At 35.2% G+C, this 15,237-nt stretch carries 20 protein-coding genes; 9 read left to right on the top strand and 11 right to left on the bottom strand.

Annotated features, from left to right (window positions below):
- The first annotated feature begins 29 nt into the window (after positions 1 to 29).
- Entirely contained in the window at positions 30 to 788 is a 759-nt protein-coding gene (yaaA, locus tag ACFEMA_RS08880; protein ID WP_411767789.1) for a peroxide stress protein YaaA, read from the top strand.
- A 4-nt stretch (positions 789 to 792) separates the two neighbouring features.
- On the opposite strand, the gene ACFEMA_RS08875 is transcribed toward yaaA, so the two are convergent.
- A complete protein-coding gene (locus ACFEMA_RS08875; RefSeq protein WP_411767788.1) occupies positions 793 to 924 on the bottom strand; it encodes a 30S ribosomal protein THX in 132 nt (43 codons plus the stop codon).
- Positions 925 to 978: 54 nt separating this feature from the next.
- Between ACFEMA_RS08875 and ACFEMA_RS08870 the strand changes: the two genes are divergently transcribed.
- The 3 genes from ACFEMA_RS08870 to ACFEMA_RS08860 all read left to right on the top strand — a co-directional run bounded on the left by ACFEMA_RS08870 (position 979) and on the right by ACFEMA_RS08860 (position 3,257).
- Positions 979 to 1,677, top strand: coding sequence for a uracil-DNA glycosylase family protein (locus tag ACFEMA_RS08870; protein ID WP_411767787.1), 699 nt, complete (start codon positions 979 to 981; stop codon positions 1,675 to 1,677).
- A gap of 315 nt (positions 1,678 to 1,992) precedes the next feature.
- Entirely contained in the window at positions 1,993 to 2,652 is a 660-nt protein-coding gene (locus ACFEMA_RS08865; protein WP_411767786.1) for a DUF4331 family protein, read from the top strand.
- Between the two features lie 20 nt (positions 2,653 to 2,672).
- Positions 2,673 to 3,257 carry a DUF4331 family protein gene (locus ACFEMA_RS08860; protein ID WP_411767785.1) on the top strand — a complete coding sequence of 195 codons (585 nt, stop codon included), beginning with the start codon at positions 2,673 to 2,675 and terminating at the stop codon, positions 3,255 to 3,257.
- 67 nt (positions 3,258 to 3,324) lie between these two features.
- Here the strand turns inward: ACFEMA_RS08860 and ACFEMA_RS08855 are convergent, their stop codons facing one another.
- The gene (locus ACFEMA_RS08855) at positions 3,325 to 3,468 is read right to left on the bottom strand and encodes a hypothetical protein (protein WP_411767784.1); all 144 of its coding nucleotides are present in this window, start codon (positions 3,466 to 3,468) and stop codon (positions 3,325 to 3,327) included.
- A 256-nt stretch (positions 3,469 to 3,724) separates the two neighbouring features.
- Between ACFEMA_RS08855 and ACFEMA_RS08850 the strand changes: the two genes are divergently transcribed.
- Positions 3,725 to 4,972, top strand: a complete 1,248-nt coding sequence (locus tag ACFEMA_RS08850; RefSeq protein WP_411767783.1) for a DEAD/DEAH box helicase — start codon at positions 3,725 to 3,727, stop codon at positions 4,970 to 4,972.
- Positions 4,973 to 4,984: 12 nt separating this feature from the next.
- On the opposite strand, the gene trpA is transcribed toward ACFEMA_RS08850, so the two are convergent.
- The 9 genes from trpA to ACFEMA_RS08805 form a co-directional block, all read right to left on the bottom strand.
- Complete coding sequence (trpA, locus tag ACFEMA_RS08845) at positions 4,985 to 5,749, bottom strand: tryptophan synthase subunit alpha (RefSeq protein ID WP_411767782.1); 765 nt, start codon at positions 5,747 to 5,749, stop codon at positions 4,985 to 4,987.
- 90 nt (positions 5,750 to 5,839) lie between these two features.
- Positions 5,840 to 7,027, bottom strand: a complete 1,188-nt coding sequence (gene trpB / locus ACFEMA_RS08840; protein WP_411767781.1) for a tryptophan synthase subunit beta — start codon at positions 7,025 to 7,027, stop codon at positions 5,840 to 5,842.
- An 87-nt stretch (positions 7,028 to 7,114) separates the two neighbouring features.
- Entirely contained in the window at positions 7,115 to 7,735 is a 621-nt protein-coding gene (locus tag ACFEMA_RS08835) for a phosphoribosylanthranilate isomerase (RefSeq protein ID WP_411767780.1), read from the bottom strand.
- The gene (gene trpC / locus ACFEMA_RS08830) at positions 7,732 to 8,517 is read right to left on the bottom strand and encodes an indole-3-glycerol phosphate synthase TrpC (RefSeq protein ID WP_411767779.1); all 786 of its coding nucleotides are present in this window, start codon (positions 8,515 to 8,517) and stop codon (positions 7,732 to 7,734) included. Before trpC ends, ACFEMA_RS08835 begins: the two co-directional genes overlap by 4 nt.
- Before the next feature lie 277 nt (positions 8,518 to 8,794).
- Positions 8,795 to 9,790 carry an anthranilate phosphoribosyltransferase gene (gene trpD, locus ACFEMA_RS08825; protein ID WP_411767778.1) on the bottom strand — a complete coding sequence of 332 codons (996 nt, stop codon included), beginning with the start codon at positions 9,788 to 9,790 and terminating at the stop codon, positions 8,795 to 8,797.
- Between the two features lie 2 nt (positions 9,791 to 9,792).
- Positions 9,793 to 10,359 carry an anthranilate synthase component II gene (locus ACFEMA_RS08820; RefSeq protein ID WP_411767777.1) on the bottom strand — a complete coding sequence of 189 codons (567 nt, stop codon included), beginning with the start codon at positions 10,357 to 10,359 and terminating at the stop codon, positions 9,793 to 9,795.
- Positions 10,360 to 10,361: 2 nt separating this feature from the next.
- Entirely contained in the window at positions 10,362 to 11,762 is a 1,401-nt protein-coding gene (locus tag ACFEMA_RS08815) for an anthranilate synthase component I family protein (protein ID WP_411767776.1), read from the bottom strand.
- Between the two features lie 286 nt (positions 11,763 to 12,048).
- Entirely contained in the window at positions 12,049 to 12,615 is a 567-nt protein-coding gene (locus tag ACFEMA_RS08810; RefSeq protein WP_411767774.1) for a YceI family protein, read from the bottom strand.
- A gap of 2 nt (positions 12,616 to 12,617) precedes the next feature.
- Positions 12,618 to 13,073, bottom strand: coding sequence for a MarR family winged helix-turn-helix transcriptional regulator (locus ACFEMA_RS08805; RefSeq protein ID WP_411767772.1), 456 nt, complete (start codon positions 13,071 to 13,073; stop codon positions 12,618 to 12,620).
- A gap of 103 nt (positions 13,074 to 13,176) precedes the next feature.
- Between ACFEMA_RS08805 and ACFEMA_RS08800 the strand changes: the two genes are divergently transcribed.
- The 4 genes from ACFEMA_RS08800 to ACFEMA_RS08785 all read left to right on the top strand — a co-directional run bounded on the left by ACFEMA_RS08800 (position 13,177) and on the right by ACFEMA_RS08785 (position 15,169).
- A complete protein-coding gene (locus ACFEMA_RS08800; protein ID WP_411767771.1) occupies positions 13,177 to 13,713 on the top strand; it encodes a TlpA family protein disulfide reductase in 537 nt (178 codons plus the stop codon).
- A gap of 7 nt (positions 13,714 to 13,720) precedes the next feature.
- Positions 13,721 to 14,332, top strand: coding sequence for a thioredoxin family protein (locus ACFEMA_RS08795; protein WP_411767770.1), 612 nt, complete (start codon positions 13,721 to 13,723; stop codon positions 14,330 to 14,332).
- Positions 14,333 to 14,437: 105 nt separating this feature from the next.
- The gene (locus ACFEMA_RS08790; protein WP_411767769.1) at positions 14,438 to 14,752 is read left to right on the top strand and encodes a rhodanese-like domain-containing protein; all 315 of its coding nucleotides are present in this window, start codon (positions 14,438 to 14,440) and stop codon (positions 14,750 to 14,752) included.
- A 12-nt stretch (positions 14,753 to 14,764) separates the two neighbouring features.
- The gene (locus tag ACFEMA_RS08785; protein ID WP_411767768.1) at positions 14,765 to 15,169 is read left to right on the top strand and encodes a rhodanese-like domain-containing protein; all 405 of its coding nucleotides are present in this window, start codon (positions 14,765 to 14,767) and stop codon (positions 15,167 to 15,169) included.
- Positions 15,170 to 15,237 lie beyond the last annotated feature (68 nt).

Here is a 15,237-nt window from a genome sequence, read left to right as displayed (position 1 = left end):
GTAAATTTGAGTGTAAAAAGAAGCGAGTTATGAAGTTAGTTTTATCCCCAGCAAAGTCCTTGGATTTTGAAAGTCAATTACCAACAACTAAATCCACAGAGAGTTGTTTTTTGGCTGAAGCAGAACGTCTAAATAAATTACTGAAGAAGAAATCTGCAAAAAGCTTATCAAAGCTTATGAAGATTTCGGACAATCTCGGGCAATTGAATTATGAACGCAATCAAGAATGGGAATTGCCCTTTACAAAAGACAATGCAAGGCAAGCATTATATGCATTTAGTGGTGATGTTTATAGAGGTATAGATGCGTATTCAATTGACACAAAGAGACTAGATAAGGTACAAGACACTGTTAGAATTATTTCCGGACTATATGGAATTTTAAAACCCTTGGATTTAATTCAGCCATATCGTTTGGAAATGGGTACAAAAATGCCGGTTGGTAAAAACAAAAATCTCTATGAGTTTTGGAAAAAGAAAGTGACACTAGCTTTAAATGAAGAATTGGAAGACGATGAAATATTCTTGAATTTAGCGAGTAACGAATACTTTAAGGCTATAGATACCAAAGCACTTAAAGTGCCGGTTATTACTGCAAATTTCAAAGATTTTAAAAATGGGGAATACAAAACCATAATGACCTATGCAAAACTAGCAAGAGGTTTTATGACACGGTACATCATTGACACTGATGCCAAAACCCTTGAAGATTTAAAAGGTTTTAATTACGAAAACTACGGCTTTAGCGAAGAGTTATCTTCGGATAAAGATTTAGTGTTTACGCGCTAGTGGTTTAGCTTTTTGCCTTTTTATTGACATTGATTTTGTCTTCAGTACGCACACGCTTTTTTATGCGCGGGCGTCTTACTCCAAAAGTGCCTCTGTGTATTTTACCACGTTTTGTTTTTTTATCTCCTTTTCCCATGATTTAAACTTTTGTTTTAGAATATACTAAATTGTAGAGAATATTTCAAGATTTATGTTTCTACACAAGCATCCTTACGAGCCATTTATACATAATGACACTAAAAAATTAATTGTTGGTACTCTGCCACCTCCAAGATTTTCAACAGGAGATCTATTAGAAAAAGATGTGGATTTTTGTTATGGTAGTTATTACAATTCACTTTGGTTGTTTATTGACAAGATTCATAATCTCAATTTGCGCTACGATAATTCCCAAGAAGCTATTGAGGAACGAAAACAGTTTTTAATAGAACATAAAATAGGAGTTTGTGATATTGTTGAAAGTGCCGAGCGTGAAAAGATAGATGCTTCGGATTTAGGTATGAAAAACATTAAACTCAGGGATGTTGTTGGCTACCTAAAACAACACCCAAGTATAGATACCATTTTATTTACGGGTGGAAATAGTAAAAATGGCCCAGAATACTTTTTTAGAAGACATTTGAAGGAATACAATCTAAAACTCAAACTGGTGAATAATGAAGTGCCAAGGATTCATGAATTCACACTTTGTCATTCTGAACGAGGGTTGAGGCTCTCGAAACCCGATTCAGGATATCCAAGAACCATAAAAACCGTTTCAATAACATCTGGCTCTGGCGCGGCAAATATTTCAATAAGTCGATTACCACTTTATAAAAAGATGAAATCTAAAAACCCAGAATTCAACACGTTTGATTTTAGGGTGATGCAATACCGTGAATTTATCTAATGATTTAGTTTGTAATCTAACCGACCTTATTTCCTGTATGTCAAAAAAATCAGATAACTCTTTTAAAGACCCCTTAAAAGCCTATCAGAATTTCCTTTTCTAAATCCGTTCAATGGACAACTGAGTATATTCAAAACGTATATAAAATTCATTATCCACAAAATATATAATGAAATATTAAGGATTACATCGATTTAATATGCATTTCATAGAAAATATGAACTAATTCAATGATTTTATTCAAAATACCGAAACTGCCCCTCCCATAATTGCGTAAGTATTTGTGAATGTAAATATTAATTAAAATTAAATCCAATGAAAAATTTAAAAAATTACGTATTGGTTGGCGCTTTTGTAGTGGCCACCCTTTTTGTTATTGCTGCGGATCACATTGACGCTCCGGCTGTCACTGGGACTAGAAGTGATATCACAGATCTTTATGCCTTTCAGGCTGAAAACCCAGAAAACTTAGTGTTTGTTGCCAATGTGCAAGGCTTATTGAGCCCTAAGAGTACCAATAGTGCCCATTTTGATCAAGATGTTTTGATTGAGTTCAATATCGATACCGATGGTGATGCTATTGAGGATTTAGTCATCCAAGCTGCTCCAAGAGGAAACAGAATGTTTTTTAGAGGGCCAATTGTCCCTGACCAAACAGGAACTGTAACGACTTACAATCCAGCAAATGGAACCGATGTAAACTCTGTAATTATTACAAAGTATGGTGACGAAGCAATAATTGAGAATGCAGACGGCATGAGCTTTTTTGCAGGACCAAGAGATGACCCTTTCTTTTTTGATTTTGCACAGTACACAGCTATTTTAGCTGGCGATGCTACATCTTTTAGAGAAGAAGGTGTAGATACTTTTGCAGGTACAAATGTATTGTCTGTAGTGGTTGAGGTTCCTAAAGATATGTTAGGTGACTCTGATGGTGACATAAATGTATGGGTAGAAACTAAAAGAAAACAATAATAAAATAAATACGAGATATTATGAAAACTATAAAATATATTTTGGGAATGGCTGTGATTGCTTCGCTATTTCTCAATTGTAACAAAGACGAAGCATACGAAACAAACGCAACTGAGGCTAACTTCTCAGCAAGAGGTAATTCTGATCCTTTTAGTGGTAACACATGGGTGCAAGAAGACCAAATGGCTAGACCAGCTGTAAATACGGTATTTGTATCCTCAGGGAGTAAAGATGCATTTAATGTCACAGTTCCTTCAGAGCAAGGAGCAGCATTTCAGCAAATGTTTCAGAATAATTTAATGGCATTAAGCCCAGCGTTTAACGGACCAGAAGACACCAATGCTCTTGGTTTGGATGCTGCAACGTTTAGTACTGTATTAGCTACAGATGTATTAACAGTTGCTAAAACTGGTACAACCACATTTTTTGATGGTGTAAATGTTTTAACAGGAAGAACTTTAGCGGATGATGTTATATCTGTTGAGCTACTATTAATTTTTGGTGGTGAAGACGGGACTGAGTTTCCAGGATTATCAGATGATAATGTTGATGCCAATGATAAAGAATTCTTGACATCATTTCCATATTTAGCTTCTCCTTGGTAGAAGTTGTAATTAATCCAATAAAAAAGACCAGCAATTGCTGGTCTTTTTTTGTTTAATTTAGATCAACTTACTTTTTGTTTTGTTGATCTTTAATTGTTTTCTCATCGATATCAAATTCATTGGTGTTTTGATTAACATTTCCCGTTAAATTTGTCGGATTTTTCTGTTCTTTAGTTCGTTTAAATTTTCTTTTATCTTCTGTAACTCCCATAGTCGTTTAAATTTTAAGATTCCTTATAAACTAATGAAAAGTAGTGTAAATCATTCACAAAATCTATATAAAATCTAGCGTTAGCTTGTTAATAATTCTTAAATGAGCCCTTTTTGCAACTATACCTTTACATAATGAGGTGAGATGCGTAGAATTAGTCTATAATCATTAATGTAATGTGTAATTAAGCCGTAACTTTGCGGCATAAACAAGGTGATAATTAAAAGACAATAGTCATCTTAACTAAAAAAGATGTATGTCATTTAAATCATTGGGTTTGTCAGAACCTATATTGCGCGCTATAAGTAAAAAAGGGTATGAAGAACCGTCACCAATTCAGGCAAAAGCCATTCCCCCAATTTTAGAAGGAAAAGATGTGTTAGCTTCAGCACAAACAGGGACTGGTAAAACAGCAGGTTTTACGTTACCACTATTGCATTATCTTTCTGAAAACCCTAAAGAAAAATTCAGGCCAATTAGAGCACTTATTTTAACACCTACACGAGAACTTGCAGCTCAGGTTCACGCTAATGTTAAAGACTATAGTGAATTTTTAAATATACGAAGTACGGTGATTTTTGGTGGAGTAAATCAGAAACCTCAAGTGGCGACAATCAGAAGGGGCGTTGATATATTAATTGCTACACCAGGACGGTTACTCGACCTAGAAAGTCAGGGAGCGTTGTCCTTAAAGCGTGTTGAGGTTTTAATTTTAGACGAAGCTGACCGAATGCTCGATATGGGTTTTTTACGTGATATTGAACGCATCATGAAACTGATGCCCAAAAAGCGTCAGAATCTGATGTTTTCTGCTACATTCTCAAAAGACATCAAGAAGTTAGCCTATTCAATTCTAAACAATCCTGTACAAGTTGAAGCAACACCAGAGAATACAGCTGTTGAGGTTATAAATCAAACAGTATATCGTGTTGCTAAAGCAAAAAAAACGGATCTTATTATTAAGCTTATTGCTGAAGGTAATTGGAAACAAGTTTTGGTGTTTACCCGAACGAAACATGGGGCCAATCGCTTAACTAAAAAAATGATCAGTGCAGGTATTACGGCGGCGGCTATACACGGTAACAAAAGCCAAGGTGCAAGGACAAAAGCTTTAGATGGATTCAAAAAAGGAAGAATAAGGGTTTTAGTCGCTACGGATATTGCTGCTCGTGGTTTGGACATTCCCCTTTTACCACATGTTATCAATTTTGAATTGCCTAATATTTCTGAAGATTATGTACATAGAATAGGTAGGACTGGTAGAGCAGGGGCTTCTGGTGAAGCGATATCCTTAGTGAGTGCTGATGAAACTACGTTTTTAAGGGATATCGAAAAATTAATCGATCAAAAAATTGAGATAAAAATTCTTGAAGGATTTGAACCAGATCCTAATGCTTCAACAGAACCTATAAAACAAGGTCAAGGTGGACGCCGAAATTCTAATCCTCGCGGAAAAAGTAAGAGTAAAAATTCAGGGCAACGACGCCGGAGACGAAATAATTAGAAAACTTTTCATCTAACCAAGTATTGTTTTAACAAATTTATCTATGGTTTCAGTGCCTTTAGCTGAGAGATGCTTAATAAAAGCACTTCCAATTATAGCACCCTTACCGTATTTTGTTGCCTGATTGAACGTTTCTTCGTTTGAAATTCCAAACCCGATTACTTGAGGATTTTTCAAATTCATATCAGAAATACGTTTAAAATAATTAGTTTGTTCATTACCAAAACCAGTCTTAGCTCCCGTTGTACTGGCAGAACTGACCATATAAATAAACCCATTTGAAATAGAATCGATATAATGAATACGCTCATCAGATGTTTGAGGTGTGATTAAAAAGACATTGATAAGGCCATAACTTTCAAAAATAGTCTTGTACTCGGAATGATATACATCCACTGGTAAGTCTGGTATAATTAATCCATCAATACCAATGCTTTGACACTTTTTGCAAAAGTCTTCAACTCCGTATTGTAAAATAGGGTTAAAATATCCCATAATAATTAATGGAATTGAAACAGTTTTTCGAATGTCTTTCAATTGATTAAAAAGTATTTCGCTCGTCATACCATTTTTAAGAGCTTTGGTAGAACTTTCTTGTATTGTTGGCCCATCAGCAAGTGGGTCACTAAATGGTAGGCCAATTTCAATCATATCCACTCCGTTTTTTTCTAAATCTTCAATGATAGATACAGTATCATTAAGCTGAGGAAATCCTGCTGTAAAATATATGGACAAAAGCTTTTTGTCTTCTTTTAGTTTTTGGTTAATTCTATTCATGTCTTTGGTTTCGTCACCCTGAATTTATTTCAGAAACTTATTAATTAATCTTCTTTTTTGTTAGATACAGAATCAAGTTCAGCATTCGGCCTAAAGCCCGAAATAATCAATATAATTCTGTAAATCCTTATCACCACGCCCCGATAGACTGATGACGACAACATCGCTTGGTTCAAAAGTTTTATGTTCAAAAATGGCCAAAGCATGGCTTGTTTCAATGGCAGGAATAATACCCTCCAGTTGTGCCAATTCCAATCCCGCTGTCATCGCTTCATCGTCAGTTGCTGAGTAGAATTCACCGCGCCCAGTTTTATATAAATGCGAATGTAGTGGGCCAACTCCGGGATAGTCTAATCCAGCAGAAATAGAATATGGCTCAGTAATTTGTCCATCTTTAGTTTGCATTAATAAGGTTTTGCAACCATGTATAATGCCTTCTTTGCCAAGAACGGACGTTGCAGCACTTTCACCAGAATTGATTCCTTTTCCTGCTGCTTCTACAGCAATAATACCTACTTTTTCATTATCAAGAAATTGGTAATACGTTCCAGCAGCATTACTACCACCACCGATACATGCTACAACATAATCAGGGTAGTTACGACCTTCTTTTTCTTTGAGTTGCCATTCGATTTCCTCTGAAATAATAGCTTGAAATCGTGTCACCATATCAGGATAGGGGTGAGGTCCAATAGCAGAACCAATAATGTAATGCGTGTCCACAGGGTTATTAATCCAATCTCTAATGGCTTCATTTGTGGCATCCTTGAGTGTTCTGCTACCAGATAATGCCGGTACAACTTTAGCACCTAGCATTTTCATTCGCGCAACGTTTGGTGCCTGTCGAGCAATATCAATTTCGCCCATATAAACAATACACTCAATTCCCATTAAAGCGCAGACAGTTGCAGTAGCCACACCATGTTGCCCAGCTCCAGTCTCGGCAATAATTCTGTTTTTGCCTAATCGCTTAGCCATTAGAATTTGCCCAATGGTATTGTTGACTTTATGCGCACCTGTATGATTGAGATCTTCTCGCTTTAAATAGACTTTTGTGTTGTATTTTTCTGAAAGACGTTTAGCGTAATATAACGGGGAAGGGCGACCAACATAATCCTTTAGCAGTTGATGAAACTCTTCTTGGAAAGAGGGTTCTGCCATAACTTTTAGATAATTCTGTCGTAATTCTTCAACATTGGGGTAGAGCATTTCTGGTATAAATGCTCCACCAAATTCGCCGTAGTAGCCTTTTTCGTTGATGTTGTATGTTTCTTTCATAATCTTTTGTCATTCCTGCTTGGTCGCTGAGGATACTCGAAGCGCAGACAGGAATCTACTTGTTTCTGTATTAATGTGGATTCCGCATCACGTGTGGAATGACAGTGTTTGTTTAAACTTTTCTAATGCTTCTATATTTTTTAATCCTGGTTCTGTTTCAAATTTACTGTTAACATCTAAGGCGTAACAATATTTAGATTCCTGCTTACGCAGGAATGACAGAACGTTGTCAACTTCGTTCAACCCAATGCCTCCACTTAAAAAGTACGGCTTAGTTGAAGGATAATCTTTTAAGATCTCCCAGTTGAATTTGTACCCATTTCCTCCAGGTAATTTTCCCTTTGTGTCAAACAAAAAGTAATCACAGACATCTTCATAGTCACTCAATACAGTAAAGTCAAAATTATCTTTTATTGAAAATACTTTTATGATTTCTTTGTTCGTTGCTTTCAATATGCGACAATATTCTGGTGTTTCATGTCCATGAAGTTGCACAGCATCTAATCGGTATCTTTCAATATGGTTGACAATAGATTCTATTTGTTCATCTACAAAAACACCAACTTTTTTAATCGAATCTGGTAGAGTAGGCATTTCTCCTTCAAAATGACGTGAAGACTTTTCATAAAATATAAAGCCAAGGTAGTCGGGCTGCAATTGTGCAACCTCAGCTGTATTATATTTCATTCCGCAGACTTTTAACTTCATATTTCTAAAGTCTTAATAAAATCTTGAGCACTCTTACCTGGATTATCAGTCTTCATAAAATTTTCACCAATCAAAAAACCTTTATATCCATAAGGTTGTAATTCTTTTATGGCTTCAACCGAGCTGATGCCACTCTCAGACACCTTTACAAATTCATCAGGAATCTTTTTACTTAACTCTTTTGAAGTATCAAGACTCACTGAAAATGTTTTTAAATTTCTATTGTTAACCCCTAACATATCTAGTGATGGCATCAGAGATTTGTTTAATTCTTCTTCATTATGAACTTCTAAAAGCACATCCATTTGAAGTTGTTTAGCCAATTCTGAAAATTGCTTTATTTCATCTCTTGATAAAATTGCTGCAATCAATAAAATAACATCTGCTCCATAAGATTTTGCTTCAAGAATTTGATACTCATTGATGATGAATTCTTTCCTTAAAAGAGGCAATTGACAACTGGCTCTTGCTAAAATTAAATCATCTAAAGACCCTCCAAAATATTTGCTATCTGTTAATACGGACATACCACATACACCAGCACTTTCATAACCCGAAGCAACATCTTGCACATTTAAACTCTGATTAATAACTGCTTTTGAAGGTGATCGTCTCTTATGTTCAGCAATAATACCTGATTGGCTTGCTCTCAAATTATTTACGAGAGAATTGGTTTGCCTTCCAAACAAAACGGAACTCTCTAATTGTTTTATGGGAATTAGCGATTGACGTAAATCAACTTCTTTGCGTTTATCAGCTACTATTTTATCTAAAATGTTCATGTTCATTTCCTACGTAGGCAGGAATCTTTTTAATTTGTTTGTTTCTATTTGTTCATTTTGTCTTAATATAAAACGAACCAAAAAATCACGATCAAAATTAGGAAATTGCTAAAGCACCACTCACTCTCAGAACTTCGTTCTTTCGTTCATTATTTCTGAATTTTGATGATTCCGACTTTGTCGGAAAATAGGACTTCCCCTAAAATAAAAATGTTTAATAGTATTTATCCTATTGTTTTTTATCAATTACTGTGAACTGCAACTGAATATTGCTTACTTATTTATTACTCAATTCAATCAATTTATCCATACTCTTTTTCGCTCTGCCACCTAATAAGGATTCTTTTGCCATCTCAAATCCTTCTTGGTGGCTGATCTGTTTTGATGTTGCTATGGCTAACCCTGCATTGGCACATACCACGTTATTTTGTGGTTCAGTCCCATTGCCCGAAATGATATTCACAAAAATTGATGCGGCTTCTTCAACAGTGTTGCCTCCAAAAATATCGGATTGCTTTATTTGAGGAATGTTTAAGTCTTCAGGTGAAAAAAGCGTTTCAGATTGGTTAGAAATTACTTTGGTTTTTCCTGTTAAGGAAATCTCATCGTAACCATCTAATGCGTGCACAACGGCATAATTCTTATCTGTTTCTTGGTATAAATACCCATACAATCTCAATAATTCTAAATTAAACACACCAACCATCTGGTTTGGAGGAAAGGCCGGATTTACCATAGGTCCCAGCATATTAAAAAATGTTTTTACTCCTAACTCTCTTCGTATTGGGGCTACATTTTTCATTGCTGGATGAAACAACGGTGCATGTAGTACACAAATTCCGGTTTGGTCAATGCATCGCTCCAGAAAATCATGGTCGTTAGAGAATTTGATGCCCAAGAATTCCATAACGTTTGAAGAGCCACAAGCTGATGACACTCCATAGTTACCATGTTTAGCCACATTGACACCAGCACCAGCTGTTACAAATGAAGATAAGGTGGAAATATTAAACGTGTTTTTTCCATCTCCACCTGTTCCACATAAATCAATAGGGTTATAATCCTTTAAATCTACGGCTAAACACAACTCCAGTAAGGCATCTCTGAATCCTTTTAATTCTTCGAGCGTAATGCTTCTCATCATATACACTGTAAGAAAAGATGCAATTTGACTCTGATTGTATTTTCCATTCGAAATATTGACCAGGACATTCTTAGCTTCCTCAGCAGAAATACTTTCTTGATTAATTAATCTGTTTAAAATCTCTTTCATACTTATGAATTAATCCAGTTTTTCAAAATTTGTTTTCCGTTTGGGGTAAGAACAGATTCCGGATGATATTGTACACCTTTTACATCAAATACCTTATGTCTTAAGGACATCACCTGACCATTTGAGTCGAATGATGTCGCTTCTAAATCTTCTGGAAGATTAGGGTTTACTACCCACGAATGGTAGCGTCCAACTTCAAAAGTTTTATCCATGTCGTTGAATAAACTTTCATCATTAACAGAAACTGTCACGTTAGTTGATACCCCATGATACACAGTTTCTATATTTTGTAAACTACCGCCAAAAACTTCACCAATGGCCTGTTGACCTAGGCATACTCCTAAAATACTTTTTGTAGGCGCATACTCGGCTATGATAGCTTTTAGAAGTCCGGCTTCATCTGGTATTCCTGGGCCTGGCGACAGTACAATTTTATCGAATTCAGCAACTTCTTCCAGCGTTAATTTGTCGTTACGTTTCACGGTGACCTCACAGCCCAAATCTTCTAAATAGTGAACGAGATTATAGGTAAAACTGTCGTAATTATCTATGACTAAAACTTTTTTCATAGTTATATGTCTTCTGCCATTGTAATGGCTTTGGTTAATGCTCCTAATTTATTGTAAACCTCCTGTAATTCACTTTCGGGGTTTGATTTGGCCACGATTCCGGCTCCAGCTTGCCAGAATAGCTTATGGTTTTTACTGAGGAAAGTACGAATCATGATGGCGTGGTTGAAATTACCTTCAAAATCCATAAACCCGATAGCACCACCATAAAAGCTTCTGCTTGTTTTTTCATATTTTTCAATAAGCTGCATCGCCATGTGTTTTGGTGCTCCGCTTAATGTCCCTGCTGGGAATGTGTCTGCTACAACTTGCATGGTATTTGTGTCTTTGTTGACGCTGCCAGTGACTTTACTCACTAAATGGATGACATGAGAAAAAAACTGTACTTCCCTGTATGTTTCTACCTTGACATTATTTCCATGGCGGCTCAAATCATTTCTCGCTAAGTCCACCAACATAACGTGTTCGCTGTTCTCTTTATCGTCTTTCACTAGGTCTTCAGCGGACTGTGCATCTTTAGCGTCATCACCTGTGCGTCTAAATGTACCGGCAATGGGGTGGATTTCAGCTTTACCTTTACTTACAATAAGTTGGGCTTCAGGGGAACTGCCAAAAATTTTGTAATTCCCATAATCGAAATAGAACAAATAAGGAGAAGGATTTATGCTTCTCAAGGCCCGATACACATTAAATTCATCTCCTTTAAAGTCTTGTGAAAAACGTTTAGAAAGCACTAATTGAAAAACATCTCCACGACCACAATGTTTTTTCGCAAGTTCAACGTGCTTTTTATACTCGTCATCCGTAAGGTTAGACACAATATCTCCTTTAGAACCAAATCTGTAAGTGCCATATTGCTTGTTCTGAATAACCTGAGCTATGGTCTCAACATTTGAAACTCCATCTAGGGTATGTGAAAAAATATAAGCTTCATTTTTAAAATGACTGATAGCAATGACATTCTGATATACGGCATAATAGATTTCAGGAATTTCTATTGAATTGCCCTTTTTTGAAATTTCAATGTCCTCAAAATATTTTACAGCATCATAATTGGTATACCCGAATATACCGTTGGTGATGAATTTAAAATGTTCTTCTAGGTCAGAACTAAAGCGTGTTGAAAATTGATGGATGCTTTCTGTAACATTGTCTGAAGAAGCTTTATCAGTGACTGTTTCGCCATCAGGTAATTTTTGAGTAATAGTATCATTTACAACCTTGATAGAGGCAATTGGGTTACAGCAGATGTACGAAAAACTATTGTCATTGGCACGATAGTCACTATTTTCTAAAAGAATGCTATTAGGAAATGTATCTCGTATTTTTAAATAGATATTTACAGGCGTAATATGGTCTGCCAACATCTTTTTGTAATCTGTTTTTAATTTAAAATGCGTCATTAATTCTTTGTATCAATTTCTCTAATCGTTAGTTAGAATAAAAAAAGGCTTGTCGTGAATGACAAGCCTTTACTATGTTTAAACTACACAATGGACTATTTCACGAACGTTTCGTTTGCGAATGACCACCACCATGTATTATGTCCTTTTGTTTTCATTGAAGGCCAAATATAGAAATGAATAATTTGATTTCAAACTTATTTGCGTAAAAAAATGTTCCCGCTTCAATTATTTCTAATCTCAACGGGAACTGTAGATCTAAATGTTGCTATTAACCAATGTTTACTTAGAACTTAAGGGTTACATTTAGATCAAATTCATCATAAATGGCTTTATCCTTTAAATTGTCAAAAAAGCTACTTGAACCATATTTAACATCATATTTTGCACGATCTACTTTTAATGCAGCAGTTGCTATATTGCCATTAACTGCCATTGTAAAAGAAATCGGGTTGGTGATGCCTTTAATAGTAAGGTCTCCTGTAACGTCGTAAGAATCCCCATTTTTTGTTGCTTTGTTAATGACAAACTTAGCTTCAGGATGCTTTTCAACACCGAAAAAATCATCAGATTTTAAATGTCCTTCTAATTTTGCTTTACCACCTCCGCTAAGGTCAGTAACCGTAATACTTGTCATATCGATTACAAAAGAGCCACCAGTTAAGTTTTCATCATCAAAGTTGAGATGCCCACTTTTTAAGGAAATTGTGCCTTCATGTTCACCAGTCACTTTATAACCGTTCCAGACTATTTTACTTTCATCAACATTGACGGGAACATCTTTTAATAAGCTAAAAGACATAAATAATAGTGCTAAAATGGCAATGATTCCTAGTTTCGAATTCTTTTTCATATTTAAAAATTTAGTTTAGATAATAATATATTGAGTTGTTCTAGTTCTTTTTTGCTGAGGTTTTGGGTAACATTTTGCTCAGCCTGATCTATTAAAGGATCTAATGTCTTTAAAATTGCTAAGCCTTCATCTGTAATGGAAATATCTACTTTACGTCGATTGGTTTCGCATGTTTGTCGTTGTACAAAATCTTTCTTTATCAATTTATCTACCAAGCGCGTAGTGTTACTCATTTTACTGACCATACGATCTTGAATATCTTGTAAATTAATCGGTTGCCCTTTTTGTCCTCTTAAAATCCGTAGCACATTAAATTGTTCTATGGATAAATCAAAGGGTTTTAAAGCAGATAGTAATTCATCTTTAATACCATTGTTAGAGTAGAAGACACGAATGACTGTTGCTTTTGACAAAGGGATAGATTTACTGGTTTTTAATACCTCTTCTAATTGCTTCATGTACAATTGTTGTATATACAAATGTAAGTTTTAATTTAATGGTTTTACATTAATGTTATGTTAAACTTCAATGATGTTTAATTCTGATGCTTAATTTTAAGTTATGAAATATATGTGCTTTATAATAGTTGCAGTTTTAATGTCTTGTAAGTCGGATAAGAATAACGAAAAGACAGAAAAAGAGATAATGCCAGAAATGGCAGTAACCTCAGAGCAAGATATTGAGCTCGACATCTATGATTTTGAAGGCCTAAAACCATTTTTTAATAAAGATGATGATAAAATTTATGTCATCAATTTTTGGGCAACTTGGTGTGCCCCTTGTGTAAAAGAACTACCTTATTTTGAAAAATTAAATGCAGAGTATTCCAACAAAGGAGTGGAACTACTTTTGGTAAGCCTAGATTTTCCAAGACAATATGATACAAAACTAAAGCCATTTTTAAAAGAAAAGCAGTTGACGTCTAAAGTGGTTGTTCTTGATGATGTGGATGCAAATACGTGGATACCTGCTGTAGATGAGGAGTGGTCTGGTGCTATACCAGCAACATATATTTACAAGGGTGATAAAAGCCAGTTTTATGAAGGCTCATTGACCTATGAAGAACTTGAAACCGAAATACAACAATTTTTAAATTAAATTAATTATGAAAACACTAAAACTTTTATCAGCATTTGTGCTGATGCTTACATTAACCGCATTTACAGTTTCCGATAGGGGGGACGGGTACAAAGTAGGGGATATAGCTACCGATTTTTCATTAGAGAATATCGATGGTAATATGGTATCTCTTTCAGATTACAATGACGCCAAAGGTTTCATTGTCATTTTTACTTGTAATACGTGTCCTTATGCTGTAGAATACGAAGATCGTATTATAGAACTTGATAAAAAATATGCTTCGCAAGGGTATCCTGTCATTGCTATAATGCCTAATAACACTGATGTTAAACCAGGCGATAATATGGAGGCGATGAAAGCTCGTGCAAAAGCAAAAGGATTTACCTTTCCTTATTTAATGGACAAAGGTCAAAAGATTTATCCACAGTATGGAGCTACAAAAACTCCACACGTTTATGTTTTACAGAAAACTAAAAAAGGAAATGAAGTAAAATACATAGGTGCAATTGATGACAATTACAAAGATGCTTCTTTAGTAAAAACCAAGTATGTTGAAAACGCAGTTGATGCACTGATGAAGGGTAAAGAAGTTCCTGAAAAAGAAACAAGAGCAATAGGCTGCTCTATAAAAGTTTAGTATTTTTTTAAATGTTAAAATTTTAATCCGAGGTGTAACACTTCGGATTTTTTTACGTCTATTTTATAAGGAAATGTTAATTTTGTTCAACCAAATTTCCTTTAAATGGCAGATTTATCCCAAATTGATTGGACAAAGCAGCTTGAGAATGACTCTAATGCTGTAATTTTAGATGTAAGAACACAGGATGAAGTGGATGAGGGTATGATACCTAATGCACTTCACATTGATATTTATGGAGGCCAAGAGTTTATAGACAAAGTCGAAGCTCTAGATGCGTCCAAAAACTATTATGTGTATTGCAGATCAGGAAATAGAAGTGGACAAGCTTGTGCTATCCTAAATCAATTAGGCTTTGAAAACGCCTATAATTTGAATGGTGGAATAAATGAATGGGAAGGCGAGCTTATAACCCCATAACACATTAAAAGTATGTTTAAAAAAATTAATCTTTTGGCTTTAGTCGTTGTTTTTGCTTTAACAAGTTGTTTAAGCAATGGTAATCCCGCAGAAGTAAAAGTTGTCACCGCTGAAGAAATGCAAGACATTTTAGAGTTAGAAGATGTGCAATTGGTAGATGTCCGTACTCCAGATGAATTTGCTGCTGAACATATAGAAAATGCTCAGAACATTGATTTTAAGTCTCCAACGTTTGAAGAAGATATTACGAAGCTCGATAAAGACAAGCCTGTAGTATTGTATTGCAAGTCTGGTGGTCGTAGTGCCAAATGCGTTAAAAAACTAGAAGAAGCAGGCTTTAAAAAAATCTACGATTTAAAAGGGGGTATTTCTAAATGGAAGTATGCTACTGATACTAAGGAACAAGGCGCTCCTTAACTCTATAGCCAGACATAAGTTCTGGTTTTCTTTTTATTACTTAAAATCTTAATCTTTTTATAAATTAG

It is taken from the genome of Winogradskyella sp. A3E31, from assembly GCF_046720935.1.
In the GTDB taxonomy this organism is placed as follows: Bacteria; Bacteroidota; Bacteroidia; order Flavobacteriales; family Flavobacteriaceae; genus Winogradskyella.
The sequence above is the reverse complement of the archived record's forward strand: the minus strand, read 5'-3'. Positions and strand labels throughout refer to the sequence as shown.

Bases quoted from the DNA above. Each gene is read 5' to 3' on its own strand.
- yaaA (WP_411767789.1), top strand. From the start codon at position 30: ATGAAGTTAGTTTTATCCCCAGCAAAGTCCTTGGATTTTGAAAGTCAA.
- ACFEMA_RS08875 (WP_411767788.1), bottom strand. From the start codon at position 924: ATGGGAAAAGGAGATAAAAAAACAAAACGTGGTAAAATACACAGAGGC.
- ACFEMA_RS08870 (WP_411767787.1), top strand. From the start codon at position 979: ATGTTTCTACACAAGCATCCTTACGAGCCATTTATACATAATGACACT.
- ACFEMA_RS08865 (WP_411767786.1), top strand. From the start codon at position 1,993: ATGAAAAATTTAAAAAATTACGTATTGGTTGGCGCTTTTGTAGTGGCC.
- ACFEMA_RS08860 (WP_411767785.1), top strand. From the start codon at position 2,673: ATGAAAACTATAAAATATATTTTGGGAATGGCTGTGATTGCTTCGCTA.
- ACFEMA_RS08855 (WP_411767784.1), bottom strand. From the start codon at position 3,468: ATGGGAGTTACAGAAGATAAAAGAAAATTTAAACGAACTAAAGAACAG.
- ACFEMA_RS08850 (WP_411767783.1), top strand. From the start codon at position 3,725: ATGTCATTTAAATCATTGGGTTTGTCAGAACCTATATTGCGCGCTATA.
- trpA (WP_411767782.1), bottom strand. From the start codon at position 5,749: ATGAATAGAATTAACCAAAAACTAAAAGAAGACAAAAAGCTTTTGTCC.
- trpB (WP_411767781.1), bottom strand. From the start codon at position 7,027: ATGAAAGAAACATACAACATCAACGAAAAAGGCTACTACGGCGAATTT.
- ACFEMA_RS08835 (WP_411767780.1), bottom strand. From the start codon at position 7,735: ATGAAGTTAAAAGTCTGCGGAATGAAATATAATACAGCTGAGGTTGCA.
- trpC (WP_411767779.1), bottom strand. From the start codon at position 8,517: ATGAACATTTTAGATAAAATAGTAGCTGATAAACGCAAAGAAGTTGAT.
- trpD (WP_411767778.1), bottom strand. From the start codon at position 9,790: ATGAAAGAGATTTTAAACAGATTAATTAATCAAGAAAGTATTTCTGCT.
- ACFEMA_RS08820 (WP_411767777.1), bottom strand. From the start codon at position 10,359: ATGAAAAAAGTTTTAGTCATAGATAATTACGACAGTTTTACCTATAAT.
- ACFEMA_RS08815 (WP_411767776.1), bottom strand. From the start codon at position 11,762: ATGACGCATTTTAAATTAAAAACAGATTACAAAAAGATGTTGGCAGAC.
- ACFEMA_RS08810 (WP_411767774.1), bottom strand. From the start codon at position 12,615: ATGAAAAAGAATTCGAAACTAGGAATCATTGCCATTTTAGCACTATTA.
- ACFEMA_RS08805 (WP_411767772.1), bottom strand. From the start codon at position 13,073: ATGAAGCAATTAGAAGAGGTATTAAAAACCAGTAAATCTATCCCTTTG.
- ACFEMA_RS08800 (WP_411767771.1), top strand. From the start codon at position 13,177: ATGAAATATATGTGCTTTATAATAGTTGCAGTTTTAATGTCTTGTAAG.
- ACFEMA_RS08795 (WP_411767770.1), top strand. From the start codon at position 13,721: ATGAAAACACTAAAACTTTTATCAGCATTTGTGCTGATGCTTACATTA.
- ACFEMA_RS08790 (WP_411767769.1), top strand. From the start codon at position 14,438: ATGGCAGATTTATCCCAAATTGATTGGACAAAGCAGCTTGAGAATGAC.
- ACFEMA_RS08785 (WP_411767768.1), top strand. From the start codon at position 14,765: ATGTTTAAAAAAATTAATCTTTTGGCTTTAGTCGTTGTTTTTGCTTTA.